Below are 15,821 nucleotides of genomic sequence, written 5' to 3'. Positions count from 1 at the left end.
GGATTGACCTGCTTCAGCCGGATCGCCGCCGCAAGACCGGCAGGCCCCGCCCCGACGATGACAACGTCGAACTCCATGCTCTCGCGTTCGGGCAGATCAATCATCTCGGCCATGTGTCTTTCAAAGTGCTTTTTCGAATTCAGGCAACGCTTCGAACAGATCGGCAACCAGGCCGTAGTCGGCGACCTGGAAAATCGGTGCCTCTTCGTCCTTGTTGATCGCGACGATAACCTTCGAGTCCTTCATGCCGGCGAGATGCTGGATCGCCCCGGAGATGCCGCAGGCGATGTAGAGATCGGGTGCGACCACCTTGCCGGTCTGACCGACCTGCCAGTCGTTCGGCGCGTAGCCGGCATCGACGGCAGCGCGCGAGGCGCCGACGGCAGCACCGAGCTTGTCGGCAACCGGCAGGATCACTTGCCTGAACTTTTCCGAGGAACCGAGCGCGCGACCACCGGAGATGATGATCTTGGCCGAGGTCAGTTCCGGGCGGTCGGACGACGACAGCGCGTCGGCGACGAAGGAGGAAACACCCGGGTTGGCGGCAGCCGCGACGCTTTCGATCGCGGCCGAACCGCCTTCAGCGGCGGATGCGAAGGAGGCGGTGCGCACGGTGATGACGCGCTTGGCTTCCGTCGTCTGCACCGTCTGGATGGCGTTGCCGGCATAGATCGGGCGTTTGAAGGTATCGGCAGAGACCACCTCGATGATTTCCGAGACCTGGGCGACGTCGAGCAGCGCTGCGACGCGCGGCAGGACGTTCTTGCCGACCGAGGTCGCGGCTGCGACGATCGTGTCGTAGTTGCCGGCGAGCGAGACGATGAGGGCTGCCAGCGGCTCTGCGAGGTTGTTGGCAAGCGAGGCGTCGTCGGCGACTAGCACCTTGGAGACGCCAGCGAGCTTGGCGGCCTGCTCGGCCGCGACCTTGGCGCCGGCACCGGCAACGAGGATGTGCACATCGCCTCCAGTCCCACTGACGATCTTGGAGGCTGCGGTCAGCGCCTTGGCGGTCTGGTCGGAAAGGTGGTTGCTGGCGTGGTCAGCCAGAAGAAGAATGGCCATGATGATGTCTCCCTTTCCTGAACTTAGAGCACGCCGGCTTCGACTTTAAGCTTTTCGACGAGCTCGGCGACCGACTTGACCTTGATGCCGGCCTTGCGGCCCGACGGCTCCTCGGTCTTCAGCACCTTGAGGCGGCCAGCGGTGTCGACGCCGAAGTCCGCAGGGGTGTGTCTGTCGAGCGGCTTCTTCTTCGCCTTCATGATGTTCGGCAGCGAGGCGTAGCGCGGTTCGTTGAGGCGCAGGTCGGTGGTGACAACTGCCGGCAGCTTGATGTCGATGGTCTGCAGACCGCCGTCGACTTCGCGCGTCACCCTTGCTGTGCCCTCTGGTGCCTTGCCATCGCCGATCTCGACCTTGGAGGCAAAGGTGCCCTGGGCCCAGCCGAGCAAAGCCGACAGCATCTGGCCGGTCTGGTTGCTGTCATCATCGATCGCCTGCTTGCCGACGATGATCAGGCCCGGCTGTTCGGCCTCGGCAACGCCCTTGACGATCTTGGCCACAGCGAGCGGCTCGACCTGGTCTTCGGTCTCAACCAGGATGGCGCGGTCAGCGCCCATGGCAAGGGCCGTGCGCAGCGTCTCTTCGGCCTTGGCCGGACCAACGGAAACGACGACGACTTCCTCCGCCTTGCCGGCTTCCTTCAGCCTGAGCGCCTCTTCGACCGAGATTTCGTCGAAGGGGTTTATCGACATCTTCACGTTGGCGAGCTCGACGCCCGAACCGTCTGCCTTCACGCGGATCTTGACGTTGTAGTCAACGACACGTTTGACGGTGACCAGGATCTTCATGCATGCCTCCCATATCGTCAGCAGAACGTGCGGAAGCGTTCGACCATCACGTCGAGGACTTCGCCTGGGTCCCGCTTCCACCAGTTGTTTGCAGAAAAAATCTCCACTTCGCAGGGACCGGTATAGCCCGCGTCTTCGACGCTCCGCCGCAAAGCCCTTAGATCGGCTACCCCATCGCCCATCATGCCGCGATCGAGCAACACATCGCGCGTGTCGGGAAGCCAGTCGCAGAGGTGATAGCCGAAAATGCGGTCGGCGCCCGCACGCTGCAAGTGTGCCGCGATCTCACTGTCCCACCACACATGGTAGACATCTATGGCGACGCCGAGGTTGGCCGCGCCGACTGCCTCGCAGATATCGACGGCTTCGCGCAGTGTCGTCAGGCAGGAACGGTTTCCTGCATAAACGGGATTGAGCGGCTCAAGTGCCAGCTTGACGTTTCGGCCCGCGGCATAGGGCGCGATCTCGCCGACACGGTCGGCGACGATCTTCAGGCTCTCGCCGGTGCCCTTGGTGCCCGGATGCACGCCGCCCACCACGATCGTCAGCACCGATGCTCCAAGGCCCGCAGCCATGTCGATCGAGGCCTTCGCCTCGTCGATGACCCTTTGTCGATCGACGGCTTCCGTGCCGACAAGAAACGGCGTCCGGCAGAGACCGGCAACCGAAAGGCCGCTTGCGCGCACTCGTTCGCCAATTTCAATCGCCCGCGAACCGATTTCGCGGCGCCAGAAAACGATCGAGCCGAAGCCGCGCTCGGCGCAAGCATCGATGATACGGTCAGGCGACCACCCTGCCCCGTGACCTTCGAGATTGTGTCCCAGGCTTGCGGTGTTGAGCGCAAGGGCGGAATGGTCCGTCTTGAATTCACGCATGGCTACACTCCATAGAGCGCAAGCAGCTTCTTCATCCGGTCCGCGGCGAGCGTCGGATCGCGCAACAGGCCGCACTGGTCAGCGAGCCGGAAGAGCTCGACGAAATGCGGCAGCGGGCGCATGGCCTGCGCACCGTTCAACATCACGAAGTGATCCTGGAAGCCGTTTAGCCAGGCAAGGAAGACGACGCCGGTCTTGTAGTACTGTGTCGGCGCCCGGAAGATCAGCCGTGCGAGCGGAACAGTCGGATCGAGCGTCGCGCGGAAGCCTGCGCGGTCTCCTTCACCAAGCCGCTCCACCGCGTAAGCCGCAGCCGGCGCCAGGGGATCGAAGATACCGAGCAAGGCGTGCGAGAAACCTTCACTGTCGCCCTCAATCAGTTCAGGGTAGTTGAAATCGTCGCCCGTATACATCTTCACGCCGGCCGGCAGCCGGCGGCGCATGACGATCTCCTTGTCCTTATCGAGGAGAGAGATCTTTATGCCGTCGACCTTGGCCGTATTCTCGTCGATGACGGCAAGTGCGGTTTGCATAGCCGGTTCGAAATCTCTGCCGCCCCAATAACCGGCGAGCTGCGGATCGAACATCTCGCCGAGCCAGTGCAGGATCACAGGCGCGTCGCAGGCGGCCAGCACATCGCAGTAGACCTTGATGTAATCTTCGGGTCGCTGCGCGACCCGCACCAAGGCGCGAGACGCCATGAGGATAAGGCGCCCGCCGACCTTCTGGATCGCCTCAACTTGCTCCAGGTAGGCTCTTCGAACGTCATCGATGCTGGTGACGGTCGCTGGATCGAGGTGGTCCGTACCGCAGCCATTGGCGACAAGGGCGTCCGGCAGCTCCTCACGCGTGCGACGGATGAGTTCCAGGGCGCCTGGCCAGTCGAGGCCCATGCCGCGTTGCGCCGTATCCATCGCCTCGGCGATCCCGAGCCCCAAGCTGGCAAGATAGCGGCGGAACTCCATCGTCTTTGCCCAGTCAATCGCGGCTCTACCGGACGGGTCATTGGCGGCGAATGGGTCGGCGACCACGTGAGCTGCGGAATAGACAACGCGCGCCGGGTTCTTGCCAAGTGTCGCAGCCGCGATCGGCTTGCCACTCAGGGCATAGTCAGACAGGCGGCCATCGGTATCGGGAAGCGCGATTTTCATGGGAACCTCAAAAGCGCGGGACGAGCATGCCGGCATCGGCCGGGATCGTCATTCCGGTGGTGTAGGGAAGACGTCCCGTCGCAAGCGATGCGATCAGGGCGCCGACTTCTTCAGGTCTTCCGACACGCGGAAAGAGCGTGAGCCCCCGTTCCGCCCGCTCGCGATAGGCATCGATGACGGGTGCCGTCATCTCCGTTGCAATCAGACCCGGCTGGACGTCGTAGACGGCGACCTCCTCCCGTCCGAGCCGGACGGCCAGCGCCTTCGAGACCATCGCGGCGGCGGCTTTCGACGCGCAGTATTCCGACCGCTGTTCGGCCACGGCGACAGCGTTCGACGAGGTGACGTTGATGATCGCGTGGAAGAGCGGCCCTTTGCTGCGGGCAAGCAGCCGCCGCGCAAAAGCCTGGCTCAGAAAGAACATGCCTTTGGTATTGACGGCGAAGCAACGGTCCCAGCTGTCCTCCGACACCTCCAGCATGTCGCCACGCCGGAGAACACCGACACCCGCATTGTTGACAAGCGTGGTGATCGGACCGAGTTCAGCCTCAATAGCCGCAAGTGCCGCGCCGTGGCCAGCGATCGCGCTGACATCGAACGCCGCAGCCATGACCGGAACCCCGTGGGTGGCTAGGCGCTCGACCGCCGAGGGCAGCTCTGCATCGCCCGGCGGTCCGTTGACCGCGACAGCGAAGCCTTCGCGCGCCAGAGCTTCAGCTGCAGCAAGCCCGATACCGCGCGACGAACCGGTCACGAGCGCGACCGGGCGAAGGTCAGACCCGGTCATGCCCGTGCGCCCTTCTTCAGCAGTTCGCGCGCGATTATCATGCGCTGGATCTGGTTCGTGCCCTCATAGATCTGCGTGATCTTGGCATCGCGGTAGAGGCGCTCGACCTCAAAGCCGCGAATGTAGCCGGAGCCACCGAAGACCTGCACCGCATCTGCCGTCCGCTGTACGGCGACATCGCCGGCAAAACACTTGGCGATCGAACACGCTTTCGTGGCGTCCGCGCCGCTGTCGATCTTGGAGGCGGCCGAGTGGACGAGCAGGCGCGCAGCCTCGATATCCTTCGCCATGTCGGCCAGCAGCCACTGCACGCCCTGGAAATCGGCAATGGCCTTGCCGAACTGCTTGCGTGTTCCGGCATAGTCCAGAGCCGCCTCGAGGCCCGCCTGAGCGATACCGACCGCGAGCGACGCGATGCCGACACGACCCTTGTCGAGCACCGACATCATCATGTGGAAGCCGCGCCCTTCCGTGCCCAAGAGAGCATCGGCCGAAAGCTTGACGTCGGCGAAGTTCAGCGCGCCGACCTGGCTCGCCCGCTGGCCCATCTTGTGTTCCTTGGGCCCCTTCTCGACGCCCGCCGCGTGCAGGTCGACGATGAAGATCGACATGCCGCGGTTTCCCGCCTCCTTATCGGTGCGTGCCAGCACGAAGCCGTAATCGGCGACCGGCGCATTGTGGATCCAGATCTTGCCGCCATTGAGCCGCCAGCCGTTACCATCGCGTTCAGCCGTTGTGCGGATGCCCGAAACATCGGTACCGGCCTCCGGCTCGGTGATGCAATAGGCGACCTTGGCGCGCATACCGAGGATATCCGGAAGCATGGCCTGCTGGCTTTCGGTCCCGTGGCGGACGAGCAAGGTCGAGATGAGCTCGATCAGGCCGCACTGATCGGCAACCGAAGCGTAGCCACGGCTGAGCTCTTCCATCACCAGCGCGTAGGTGAGCGTATCGAACCCTGGCCCACCAAGCGCTTCCGGCACGCCAATACCGAAAAGCCCCAGCTTTGCCATTTCGTCGTAAAGCCCTGCGGGGAAGCGCTCCTCACGATCGAGCTCCTCGGCCATCGGGCGGATCATTTCGTCGGCAAAGGCACGCGCCATCTCGCGCACCTGCTCCTGCGTTTCGGTGAGATACATCTGCCTCGCCTCATCTCTAGTAACTATCTAGTTACATATATTCTGAGGCCAGATGTCGTCAAGACGAAAAACTTGGAGACCGGAAAGGATGCTGCTTGCACAGCTGGTTAGGGGCATGCATAGTATTCACCATTCAGTTACTTAAGGAGGAAAACATGCACCCTGGCCAAAAGCGAAAATTCGGGCGGACCGATCTGGAGGTAACCGCGTTCGGCTTCGGAACAGCACCGCTCGGAAACATCTTTCGCGAGATCGACGAGGCGACCTCGGAAGCGATGTTCGCACGCGCCTGGGAGGCCGGCGTCCGCTTCTTCGACACCGCACCGATGTACGGCCACGGCCTTGCCGAACTGCGCACGGGGCACGCGCTACGCTGGAAGGAGCGCGACGAATTCGTTCTTGCCTCCAAGGTCGGACGACTTCTGCGTCCGGCGCGACGCAATACCATCGATTTTGCCCCTTGGACGAATGCCGCACCCTTCACCATGCATTTCGACTACAGCTATGACGGCACCATGCGCGCCTTCGAAGACAGTCTGCAGCGGCTGGGGCTGGAGCACATGGACATGTGCTTCATCCACGACATCGACGTCTTCACGCGCGGCAGCGAGCAGCCGGAAGTATTCGAACAGGCTATGGACGGCGCCTGGCGGGCGCTGGAAAAGCTGCGAGCGGAAAAGGTCGTCAAGGCGATCGGCGTCGGCGTCAACGAATGGCAGGTCTGCCATGAAGCCTTGCTGCGTCACGACTTCGACTGCTTCCTGCTTGCCGGACGCTACACGCTCCTGGAACAGGAAGCGCTCGATACCTTCCTACCGCTCTGCCAGGAGCGCGGCGCAGCCGTCGTCGTGGGCGGTGGCTTCAACTCGGGCATTCTGGCAACCGGCGCCAAGGAAGGCGCCAAGTACAACTATGCGCCGGCACCGCGCGAGATCCTGGAGAAGGTTACAAAGATCGAGGCCGTCTGTGCCGACCATGACGTGCCGCTGGCCGCGGCCGCGCTGCAGTTCGTCGTCGCACATCCCGCCGTCCCATCCTTCATGGCCGGCACGCGCACGCTCGCGCAACTCGAACAAAACCTCGCCTGGTTCTCGCATCCGATCCCGTCAGACTTCTGGGCGGACCTCAAGCGCAAGGGCCTGCTGCGAGAAGACGCACCCGTTCCAGCCTGAGCAGCAACCGCACCCGCGCCGGCGACGGCGCGGGCTCTCTTATCGGATCAGGATTGCCCGGAAGTCGTTCACGTTGGTTCCGGTCGGCCCAGGCACGAACAGATCGCCCAGGTGATGGAAGGCTGTCCAGGCATCGTTGTCGGCGAGCAAGGTCGAAGGATCGCGTCCCAGTTTCCGCAAGCGTTCCATGCTCTGCCCATCGGCAAAAGCACCGGCATTGTCTTCGGAGCCATCGATCCCGTCGGTATCGGCAGCGATTGCCGAAAAGCCAATTCCTTCAGCCGCAAGGGCAAGGGACAGCAGAAACTCCGTGTTGCGCCCGCCTTTACCACTTCCCTTGATCGTAACGGTGGTTTCTCCGCCCGAAAGAATAACGATAGGGCGCGCGAAAGGGCGGCCGCGAGCAGCGACTTCACGCGCGATTGCCGCGTGAACGCGGGCAACGTCTCGGGCCTCGCCCTCGATGGAATCCGACAGGATAACGGCGGGCACGCCAAGTGACGCGGCGCGCTCAGCAGCGGCCTCCAGTGAAAGACTGGCCGAGGCGATCACCCGAACCTCGTTGCCGGCGAAGACCGGATCGCCCGGCAACGGTGCCAGGCCTTCGTTGCCTTCCAACCACGCGGCGACCCGCGCCGGAAGGTCAATGCCCCAGGTCTTGACCAGTGTACGCGCGTACGCGCGATCCGCCGTGTCGGGGATGGTCGGTCCACTGGCAACCTGCGCCGGGTCGTCACCCGGCACATCCGACACCACCAACGTCACGACCTTTGCCGGATGACAGGCGGCGCCAAGGCGCCCGCCCTTGATGCCCGAAACCTGTTTGCGAATGGCGTTCATGACCGAGATCGGCGCGCCACTCGAAAGCAGCGCTTCGTTCAGCATCGCTTCGTCTTCCAGTGTCAGCGGACCCGGCGGAGACGGCAGCAGGGCCGAACCACCGCCGCATATCAACGCGATAACGAGGTCGTCTTCCGTAAGATGCCGCACAGCTTCGAACAGCGCATTGGTGGCCTCCAGTCCAGCGGCATCTGGTACGGGGTGAGCGGCCTCGAGTACGCGGATGCGCTCGCACGGGACGGCATATCCATAGCGCGTCACGACAACACCTTCGAGTGGACCATGCCAGAGCCTCTCGAAAGCGGCGGCGAGTTGCGCCGCGCCCTTGCCCGCACCAATGACCACAGTCCGTCCCCGCGGCTCGCTCGGGAGATTGGCGCGCAGGGCATTCTCCGGATCTGCGGCTTCGATCGCCGCGTGAAAGAAGGTTGTTAGGAGTTCTTTGTCGTCAGGTTCCATGAGACACCGCCATGAAGGGCCGGGTTGCCGGGCTGGCGAACGGCACAGGTCTATCTGTCAAACTGGGGCGAACGCTTCTGGCGATAGGCCGCCAGGCCCTCCGTCAAGTCGCTCGAAGCCGCTGCCACAGCACCCGCAAGCGCTTCGACCACGCGTTCACTTTCCTCACCTTCCGCAGCATTGATCAACATCTTGGTGAGTTCCGTCGCACGGGGTGAACGTTGCAGCACGCGCGCGGCGGCGGCATCAGCCGCAGCAAGCCCCTCGCCCCTTGTCACGACCTTGTCGACGAGCCCAAGCGCCAGTGCCTCCTCGGCGCCGTAGACTTCGCCGAAGAGCGCCATGCGTCGCACCAGCTGCGCACCGAACCGCCGGGAAGAGCGCTGCGTGCCTGACCAACCGGGGATGATACCGAGGCCCGGCTCCGGTTGGCCGATCTTCACATGGGCCTCCGCGATGCGCAGATCGGCGCAGGCTGCGAGCTCCAGTCCACCGCCGAGCGCGTGGCCGTTCAGCACGGCGATCAGCGGCACGGAAAGGCGCGCCAATGCATCGAAGGCGTCGTGGCCGTCACGCAGCCAACGGCGAGAGAACACATCTGGGTCGAGACTGCTCCACGCGTCGATGTCGCCACCGGCGCAGAAGGATCTCTCGCCTTCGCCAGAGAGGATGGCAACGCGTGCATCCGAACGTTCGATGGTGCGACACGCCTGCATAAGCGCTTCCACCATGTCGGCGTCGATCGCGTTCAGCTTTTCCAGGCGACGGAGCGTCAGCCGCGCGACGCGGTCATGAACGACGAGTTCAATCCGCGGATCGCTCACAGCACGAGGCCCATGGCTTCGGGGCGAAACAACGCGCTGTCCATCCTCTTGAGCGCATTGGAAACGCGAAGGGGCGTAGCGGCTTGGTCAAGGACATCCCGTTGAAGGTCGAGACCCGGGGCGACCTCGGTGACAATCAGCCCTTCGCTGTCGAGGCGGATGACACAACGTTCCGTAACGTAGCTGATCTCCTGCCCTTGGGCCCGAGCGCGCTTGCCGGAGAAACTCACCTGGTCCACCTTCGGCACGAACTTGGCGATACGGCCTTCCTTGTCGATGACCAAACGGCCATCCTCGACACGCATCTTCGCACCGGCATTGAAGTTGCCGGAGAAAACGATCTTCTTCGCACGAGACGTGATGTCGACGAAGCCGCCGGCACCGGCCGTGCGGTGCGGGGTGGCCGCAAGACGGCTGACGTTGACCGAACCATCGGCATCGATTTCGAGGAAGGACAAGAGCGAGCAGTCGAAGCCACCCGCCTGGAAATAACAGAACTGGTGCGGCGAGGCGACGAAGGCCTCGGCGTTGGAAGCACAGCCGAACTTGAAGTCGAGCAATGGAACACCCCCAACGGCCCCCTGTTCGATCACCCAGGTGACCTTGCCGTGATTTCCTTCCTCGATCAGGATGCGCGGCACGTTCGCCGAAATGCCGAAGCCGATGTTAACCGCCCAGCCATCCTGAAGCTCCTGCGCCACCCGGCGAGCGATGACCTTGCCGACGTCAAGCGTCGGCATACGGAAGGTTTCAAGGGGTCGGAAAAGCTCGCCCGAAATAGCCGGATCATAAGGCGTCGCAGTCGTTTGCAACTGATCCGGCGCCTCGACGATGATGTCTACGAGAATGCCGGGAACCCGCACGTCGTGGGGACGCAACGTCCCGCTTGCCGCTACTCGTTTGACCTGCGCGATCACCAGGCCGCCGGAATTGCGGGCGGCGAGCGCCATTTCCATCGCCCCGAGCGTCGCGCCCTCCTGTTCAAAGGTCAGGTTGCCCTTCTCGTCGGCGGTCGTTGCCCGGATGATCGCCACATCGGGGCGGATGGCCGGGAAATGCAGCCAGTCCTCGCCCTCAAATGACACGCGCTTGACGATGGGCTCGGCGCGCGCCCGGGCGTTCATGGCACAGCCGTCCTGCTCAGGATCCACGAAGGTCTCCATGCCGACTTTCGTCAACACGCCTGGACGCTTGGCAGCCCCTTCGCGCAGCATGTCGAAGACGATGCCGGAGGGCACGTTAAAGGCGGCGAGTTCCTCCTTCAGGATCATCTGCCAGATGAGCGGCGGCTCGGCATTGCTCGGCCCCGAGGGATAGGAACCGCCGATGATCTTCACCAGCATCCCAGGCTTGGCGATGTGATCGACGCCGCGGGTGCCGAAGAAGTCGCCAGCGGCGATCGGATGAATGGAGGTAAGCCCGCGCGGATGGCCCTCGCTATCGAAGCGTTCGCCGAGCGCCTTCAACACGGCATCGGGGCAGCACAGACCCGAGGAAGAGTTCACGGCGACGACCGAGCCATCCTTGATGAGCCGGACCGCCTCCTGCGCGCTCTTCACCTTCTTCATCGCCTGACCCTCCGTTTTTCATTGCCTGAAGTAACTAACTAGTTATATGTTAATTACGGACAAGACAAGCCGGTAAGCGCGATTTTCGGGCCGCCGGCAAATGACGCCGGCTCATCACCAAACAAGGGGGAGGCATGAACATCTACTTCCAGAAGACCTTTCAGCGCGGCTTCGGCACCTATCCGCTGAAGGGGAGCGAACTTCGAAGCGCAATCGACGCCGCAATCGACGTCGGCTATCGGGCATTCGACACGGCGCAGATGTATGCCAACGAGGCCGACACAGGCGAGGCGCTGGCCGAATGTGGTGTTCCCCGTCACGAGCTTTGTATCACCACCAAAGTGCATCCCGACAATTACACGGAAGAGAAGTTCGTCTCTTCGGTCGAGGCGAGCCTTGAAGCGCTCAAGATCGATTGCGTCGACATTCTTCTGTTGCACTGGCCGCCGGCGAACGGAGAGATCGCGCCCTCCCTTCGTTTGCTTCGATCCGCGTTCGCGAAAGGGCTGGCGACGTCGATCGGCGTGTCAAATTACACGGCGGCCATGATGCGAGAGGCGCGGTCCATCGTCGATGTTCCGCTTGTGACCAACCAGGTGGAATTCCACCCGCTTCTCAACCAGGAAAAATTGCTCGCGGCTGCCGCGGAAACAGGCATCCCGATCTCTTCCTACGCATCGATTGCACGTGGCGAGATCTTCAAGCACCGCCTTTTCGCCGACATCGGCGAGACCTACGGCAAGTCCGCGGCACAGGTGGCGCTACGCTGGATTCTCCAGAAAGGCGTGCCGCTCAACACCATGTCCACGAAACCGGAAAACATCCGCGCGAACTTCGAGATCATGGATTTCACCCTCTCGTCGATCGACATGAGCAGGATCGACGCGACGACGGCCACCGGCTACCGCATCATCAAGCCAGGGCAACTGCCCTGGGTTCCGGAATGGGACTGACGTAAGAAGGGCGGCTCCAGAGCCGCCCTTTCTCGTTGTCGATCAACGACTATCAGGCATTGCCGCGGATCATGTCCGCGGCTTTTTCGCCGATCATGATCGTCGCCGCATTGGTGTTGGAGCCCACCAGGCTCGGCATGGTGGAACTGTCGCAGATGCGAATGCCATCGAGGCTATGCACGCGCAACTGCGGATCGACCACCGACATCTCGTCGCGCCCCATCTTGCAGGTGCAGGTCGGATGATAGGACGTGCGGCCGTATTGGCGGGCATAGGCGACGTAATCCGCTTCCGTACGGACATCGCGGCTCGGGAAGTGCGTCACCTTGATGTATTTCTGAAGCGACGGCTGGGCGAAAATCTCCTGGCTGATCTTCACCCCTTCAACCGAGACCTTCACGTCTTCGGAGTGGGCAAGGAAGTTCGGATCGATGATCGGAAGATCACGCGGATCCGCCGAACGCAGGGTCACAGTCCCACGAGACTTGGGACGCAGCGTGTAGGAGTTGAGCGTGATGCCTGAAGAACCCTTGGGCACGCTGGGCACACCGGCTTCCGCGCCTGCACCTGCAAGGAAATGGAACTGCAGATCCGGATAGGGGCTACTCTTGTCACCGTACCAGAATGCCCCGCCCTCCACCACGTTGGAGGTGATGGGACCGGACTTGAACAGGGTATATTGAAGGCCCGCCCAGATCGACCAATGCAGCTTGTTGTACTTGTCGAGACTGTCGTGGTCCTTCAGCTCCGCAACGATGTCGACACCGAAATGATCCTGCAGGTTCTCGCCAACGCCGGCCAGGTCCTGGATGATGTCGATACCATGTCTGCGAAGCGTTTCGGCCGGGCCGACACCTGAAAGCATCATCAGCTTCGGCGTGCCGATTGCGCCCGAAGTCAGCAGAACCTCACTATCCGCCCGTGCAGTCACCCGCTTGCCATCGACCTGATAGTCGACGCCGACGGCACGTCGTCCTTCGAAGACGACGCGAAGCACGAGCGCTCCGGTGATGACCGTGAGGTTCTTGCGCTTTAGAGCCGGTCGCAGGTAGCCGACCGCCGCAGAGCAGCGGCGATTGTCCCGCGTCGTGGTCTGGTAGACGCCGGAACCTTCCTGAACCGGGCCATTGAAATCCGGGTTGTAGGGTATGCCGCGTTCCTGGCAGCTTTGCACGAAGGCACGCGTCATGCGCTGCGGGTCGGGAATGTTCGATACCCCGAGCGGACCATCCGTTCCGTGCCATTTACCCGAGAGGATCGAATTGCCCTCGGAACGCAGGAAATACTTCTGGATGTCCTTGAAGCCCCATCCTTCGGCACCCTCTTCGACCCAACGGTCGTAATCACCTGGATGCCCGCGCGTAAATACCTCGGCATTGATCGACGAGCCGCCACCAAGCACTTTTGCCTGAGCGTAGAGGATTTCGCGGTTGTTGGCGTGCTTCTGGGGCGCCGTCTTCAGCCCCCAGGTCAACGGGCCGGCGGTCATCTTGGCAAAGCCGACGGGCATGTGGATCAGCGGGTGGCTGTCGCGCCCGCCCGCCTCGATGAGGCAGACGCGCGCCGACGGATTTTCGGAAAGCCGCGCCGCCAGTACGCAACCGGCGGAGCCACCGCCGACGATCACATAGTCATAGCCTTTCGACATCATGCGATCCAATGCGAACGCTTGCCGATCTCGACGTGAACGGACTTCACCTGCGTGTATTCCTCCACCCCGTACATGCCGGCCTCGCGGCCCCAGCCGGACTGCTTGAAACCGCCGAGCGGCATTTCGGGGCCCCCCGCCATGATCGTGTTGACCCAGAATCGGCCTGCACGCACCTTCCGCGTCACTGTCAGCGCCTTGTCGATGTTCTTTGTCCACACGCTCGCCGCAAGACCGTAGACCGTATCGTTTGCGAGCTGAATGGCCTCCTCCACCGTATCGAAATGCATTGAGCACAGAACCGGACCGAAAATCTCGTCTCGCGCGATCGCCATGTCGCGGGAAACGCCGGAAAAGAGTGTCGGCGCGATATATTGGCCACGGCCAAGGTCGATCGGCTCGCCGCCGGTGAGGAGCTTGGCGCCCGCAGCCTTGCCCTTGGCGATATAGTCTAGGATCGTGGCATTCTGGGCGTCGGTGGTGATGGCGCCGACCTGGGTGCCATCATCAAGTGGGTCGCCGACGCGAATCTTTGCCATCTTCTCGACCAGCAGTTTCTCGAACTGTGCAGCGACCGAACGCTCGACGATCAGGCGCGACGACGAGACGCAGCACTGCCCGGTATTGAAGCTGATGCCGAAGGCAGCGCCGTCAGCCGCGTCCTCGAGATCGGAATCGGCAAAGACGATGATGGGGTTCTTGCCACCGAGTTCGAGGCCAAGCTTCTTGAAGTTGCTGTCGGCAGCTGCGTGGACGCAGGAGCGGCCCACAGCCGTCGATCCCGTGAAGGAGAGCATGTCGACATCGGGATGTTCGGCAAGCGCCTGACCGATCGAGCGGCCCGAACCGGTGACGACATTGTAGACGCCGGCAGGCAGGCCGGCTTCAGCCAGTACCTCGGCCAAAAGCAGCGTGGTCACAGAGGTGACTTCGGATGGCTTCACCACCATCGTGCAACCGGAAGCCAGGATGAAAGGCACACGCTCGCACAGGATCAGGAACGGGAAATTCCACGGCGTGATCAGGCCGATGACACCGATCGGCTCGCGCAGGACCATGCCGAACAGATCGTCACCGAGCGAATTGAAGCTGTCGCCGTGCAGAAGGCGCGCAGCACCGGCGCCGACCTCGAAGCAGGCTATGCAATGGTCAATCTCACCGCGTGCCTGCGAGATCGGCTTACCGTTTTCGAGCGTCTCCCAGTAAGCGATCTCGTCCCTGCGACGTCGCAGGATTTCGGCGACGCGCAAGAGCACGCCGGCGCGCGCGGCACCGGAAAGACCGGACCAGCGGCGGTCTTCGAAAGCGTGGCGCGCCGCGGCGACGGCGGCGTTTAGATCATCGACCGTGCAACGAACGGTGCGGGTCACCGGCGTGCCATGGCCCGGCGACGTGCGCTCGAAGTGGTCGGTTCCTTCCTTCCACTGCCCGTCGACGAAGAAGCCGAAGCTGCGCGCTGCGGTCGGGGGAGCAAGAAATGTGTTCGTCTGGTCCATCTGGTACCTCCACTTCGATAGTTTACGCCGCGATGGCGATCTGGGTCTTCAGGTGTTGCGGCCGCTCGGCGATCGTTTCGAAGGCCTCCTGGATGGCCTCCAGCGGATAACTTGCCTTTGTGAAATCCTGCGTTCGGAACCGGCCATGCGACAGAAGCGTGAGCGCGTCGTGCATGTCCTCACCCATGCCGGCAACAGAGCCTTTGAGGCTGCCTTCTTCCAACACGGTCCGCAGACTGTCGAGGGCAACGGTCTCTCCGGGTGGCGTGATGCCGAAAAAGGCGACATGGCCGCCGCGGCGCATGAGATCGAACGCCTGTTCGTAGAGCTTTCGACTGCCCACACTTTCGATTACCAGATCCGCCCCGCGTCCGCCGGTCATCTTGTGAACCACTGCCTTCAGTTCGGCGGGATCCGAGACGGCCGCATCGGCCCCAGCCTCGGCCGCCATCCGGCAACGTTCTGGCGAAAGATCAGCAACAATGATGGGCGCTGCGCCAACGAGCCGCATCATCTGCACGTGCAGGTTTCCAATCGGTCCTGCACCGAAGATGAGCACCGACTGGCCGAATGTTGCTTGCGCCTTGCGCGCCGCGCGAACGACACAGGCGACCGGCTCCGTGAGCGCAAGCACAGCATCGGCGATGTCAGCCTCAACCGGGATCGCCAGTCTTGCAGGTACGGCGACATATTCGGCAAAGGCGCCATCCCGGCCGATACCCACCTGCGTGACCTCGGCGCAGTTGAGAACCTCGTTGCGACGGCACCAAAAGCAGCTGCCGCAACCGATGTTGATATCGACCACCACCCGCGTTCCGACCGTAAGATGGCGAACGTTAGCACCACGCTCGGCAATCGTGCCGCAGAACTCGTGGCCGGGAACCAGCGGAAGCCGATCGGCAGCGTAGTGGCCGTTGAAGATGTGAATATCGGTGCCGCATATGCCGGTGCGTGCCACCCGGACGAGCACATCGTCCGGCCCGATGATCGGCATGGCGACCTCTCGGACCTCGAAACGTCTCGGGGCGGTCAGAACGGCGGCGCGCATGGTCGTCATGA

At 62.7% G+C, this 15,821-nt stretch carries 15 protein-coding genes; 2 read left to right on the top strand and 13 right to left on the bottom strand.

Annotated elements, in window-relative coordinates:
- From ASE60_RS34590 to ASE60_RS15120, 7 genes are all read right to left on the bottom strand, one after another.
- On the bottom strand, positions 1–113 hold a 113-nt coding region (locus ASE60_RS34590), incomplete at its 3' end, for an FAD-binding protein (protein WP_156414648.1).
- 7 nt (positions 114–120) lie between these two features.
- Positions 121–1,062 (bottom strand): electron transfer flavoprotein subunit alpha/FixB family protein, encoded by a 942-nt coding sequence (locus ASE60_RS15145; protein ID WP_057251393.1) that lies wholly within the window; start codon positions 1,060–1,062, stop codon positions 121–123.
- Between the two features lie 23 nt (positions 1,063–1,085).
- On the bottom strand, positions 1,086–1,850 hold the full coding sequence (locus ASE60_RS15140; RefSeq protein ID WP_057251392.1) for an electron transfer flavoprotein subunit beta/FixA family protein: 765 nt from the start codon (positions 1,848–1,850) through the stop codon (positions 1,086–1,088).
- A 17-nt stretch (positions 1,851–1,867) separates the two neighbouring features.
- On the bottom strand, positions 1,868–2,725 hold the full coding sequence (locus ASE60_RS15135; RefSeq protein ID WP_057251391.1) for a sugar phosphate isomerase/epimerase family protein: 858 nt from the start codon (positions 2,723–2,725) through the stop codon (positions 1,868–1,870).
- A 2-nt stretch (positions 2,726–2,727) separates the two neighbouring features.
- On the bottom strand, positions 2,728–3,876 hold the full coding sequence (locus tag ASE60_RS15130; protein ID WP_057251390.1) for a dihydrodipicolinate synthase family protein: 1,149 nt from the start codon (positions 3,874–3,876) through the stop codon (positions 2,728–2,730).
- 7 nt (positions 3,877–3,883) lie between these two features.
- The gene (locus ASE60_RS15125) at positions 3,884–4,663 is read right to left on the bottom strand and encodes a 3-ketoacyl-ACP reductase (protein WP_057251389.1); all 780 of its coding nucleotides are present in this window, start codon (positions 4,661–4,663) and stop codon (positions 3,884–3,886) included.
- Positions 4,660–5,802, bottom strand: coding sequence for an acyl-CoA dehydrogenase family protein (locus ASE60_RS15120; RefSeq protein ID WP_057251388.1), 1,143 nt, complete (start codon positions 5,800–5,802; stop codon positions 4,660–4,662). Before ASE60_RS15120 ends, ASE60_RS15125 begins: the two co-directional genes overlap by 4 nt.
- A gap of 155 nt (positions 5,803–5,957) precedes the next feature.
- Between ASE60_RS15120 and ASE60_RS15115 the strand changes: the two genes are divergently transcribed.
- Positions 5,958–6,974, top strand: a complete 1,017-nt coding sequence (locus ASE60_RS15115) for an aldo/keto reductase (protein WP_057251387.1) — start codon at positions 5,958–5,960, stop codon at positions 6,972–6,974.
- Positions 6,975–7,013: 39 nt separating this feature from the next.
- Here ASE60_RS15115 and ASE60_RS15110 read toward each other — a convergent pair whose 3' ends face one another.
- The 3 genes from ASE60_RS15110 to ASE60_RS15100 are packed head-to-tail and all read right to left on the bottom strand — an operon-like array spanning position 7,014 to position 10,665.
- Positions 7,014–8,273, bottom strand: a complete 1,260-nt coding sequence (locus ASE60_RS15110) for a glycerate kinase (RefSeq protein WP_057251386.1) — start codon at positions 8,271–8,273, stop codon at positions 7,014–7,016.
- Positions 8,274–8,323: 50 nt separating this feature from the next.
- Positions 8,324–9,097, bottom strand: coding sequence for an enoyl-CoA hydratase/isomerase family protein (locus ASE60_RS15105; RefSeq protein WP_057251385.1), 774 nt, complete (start codon positions 9,095–9,097; stop codon positions 8,324–8,326).
- Positions 9,094–10,665 carry an acyl CoA:acetate/3-ketoacid CoA transferase gene (locus ASE60_RS15100; protein ID WP_057251384.1) on the bottom strand — a complete coding sequence of 524 codons (1,572 nt, stop codon included), beginning with the start codon at positions 10,663–10,665 and terminating at the stop codon, positions 9,094–9,096. The genes ASE60_RS15105 and ASE60_RS15100 overlap by 4 nt, the downstream gene beginning before the upstream one ends.
- A 134-nt stretch (positions 10,666–10,799) precedes the next feature.
- Between ASE60_RS15100 and ASE60_RS15095 the strand changes: the two genes are divergently transcribed.
- Complete coding sequence (locus tag ASE60_RS15095) at positions 10,800–11,618, top strand: aldo/keto reductase (protein WP_057251383.1); 819 nt, start codon at positions 10,800–10,802, stop codon at positions 11,616–11,618.
- A 52-nt stretch (positions 11,619–11,670) separates the two neighbouring features.
- On the opposite strand, the gene ASE60_RS15090 is transcribed toward ASE60_RS15095, so the two are convergent.
- From ASE60_RS15090 to ASE60_RS15080, 3 genes are read right to left on the bottom strand one after another with little or no spacing between them, the layout of a single operon-like run.
- Complete coding sequence (locus tag ASE60_RS15090) at positions 11,671–13,266, bottom strand: GMC family oxidoreductase N-terminal domain-containing protein (RefSeq protein ID WP_057251397.1); 1,596 nt, start codon at positions 13,264–13,266, stop codon at positions 11,671–11,673.
- Positions 13,266–14,762, bottom strand: a complete 1,497-nt coding sequence (locus tag ASE60_RS15085; protein ID WP_057251382.1) for an aldehyde dehydrogenase family protein — start codon at positions 14,760–14,762, stop codon at positions 13,266–13,268. The genes ASE60_RS15090 and ASE60_RS15085 overlap by 1 nt, the downstream gene beginning before the upstream one ends.
- Before the next feature lie 22 nt (positions 14,763–14,784).
- A complete protein-coding gene (locus tag ASE60_RS15080) occupies positions 14,785–15,819 on the bottom strand; it encodes an alcohol dehydrogenase catalytic domain-containing protein (RefSeq protein WP_057251381.1) in 1,035 nt (344 codons plus the stop codon).
- Positions 15,820–15,821 lie beyond the last annotated feature (2 nt).

It is taken from the genome of Ensifer sp. Root278, from assembly GCF_001429285.1.
Taxonomy (GTDB): Bacteria; Pseudomonadota; Alphaproteobacteria; order Rhizobiales; family Rhizobiaceae; genus Ensifer.
The sequence above is the reverse complement of the archived record's forward strand: the minus strand, read 5'-3'. Positions and strand labels throughout refer to the sequence as shown.

Coding starts and splice junctions, on each gene's coding strand:
- ASE60_RS15145 (WP_057251393.1), bottom strand. CDS start 1,062: ATGGCCATTCTTCTTCTGGCTGACCACGCCAGCAACCACCTTTCCGAC.
- ASE60_RS15140 (WP_057251392.1), bottom strand. CDS start 1,850: ATGAAGATCCTGGTCACCGTCAAACGTGTCGTTGACTACAACGTCAAG.
- ASE60_RS15135 (WP_057251391.1), bottom strand. CDS start 2,725: ATGCGTGAATTCAAGACGGACCATTCCGCCCTTGCGCTCAACACCGCA.
- ASE60_RS15130 (WP_057251390.1), bottom strand. CDS start 3,876: ATGAAAATCGCGCTTCCCGATACCGATGGCCGCCTGTCTGACTATGCC.
- ASE60_RS15125 (WP_057251389.1), bottom strand. CDS start 4,663: ATGACCGGGTCTGACCTTCGCCCGGTCGCGCTCGTGACCGGTTCGTCG.
- ASE60_RS15120 (WP_057251388.1), bottom strand. CDS start 5,802: ATGTATCTCACCGAAACGCAGGAGCAGGTGCGCGAGATGGCGCGTGCC.
- ASE60_RS15115 (WP_057251387.1), top strand. CDS start 5,958: ATGCACCCTGGCCAAAAGCGAAAATTCGGGCGGACCGATCTGGAGGTA.
- ASE60_RS15110 (WP_057251386.1), bottom strand. CDS start 8,273: ATGGAACCTGACGACAAAGAACTCCTAACAACCTTCTTTCACGCGGCG.
- ASE60_RS15100 (WP_057251384.1), bottom strand. CDS start 10,665: ATGAAGAAGGTGAAGAGCGCGCAGGAGGCGGTCCGGCTCATCAAGGAT.
- ASE60_RS15095 (WP_057251383.1), top strand. CDS start 10,800: ATGAACATCTACTTCCAGAAGACCTTTCAGCGCGGCTTCGGCACCTAT.
- ASE60_RS15090 (WP_057251397.1), bottom strand. CDS start 13,266: ATGTCGAAAGGCTATGACTATGTGATCGTCGGCGGTGGCTCCGCCGGT.
- ASE60_RS15085 (WP_057251382.1), bottom strand. CDS start 14,762: ATGGACCAGACGAACACATTTCTTGCTCCCCCGACCGCAGCGCGCAGC.
- ASE60_RS15080 (WP_057251381.1), bottom strand. CDS start 15,819: ATGACGACCATGCGCGCCGCCGTTCTGACCGCCCCGAGACGTTTCGAG.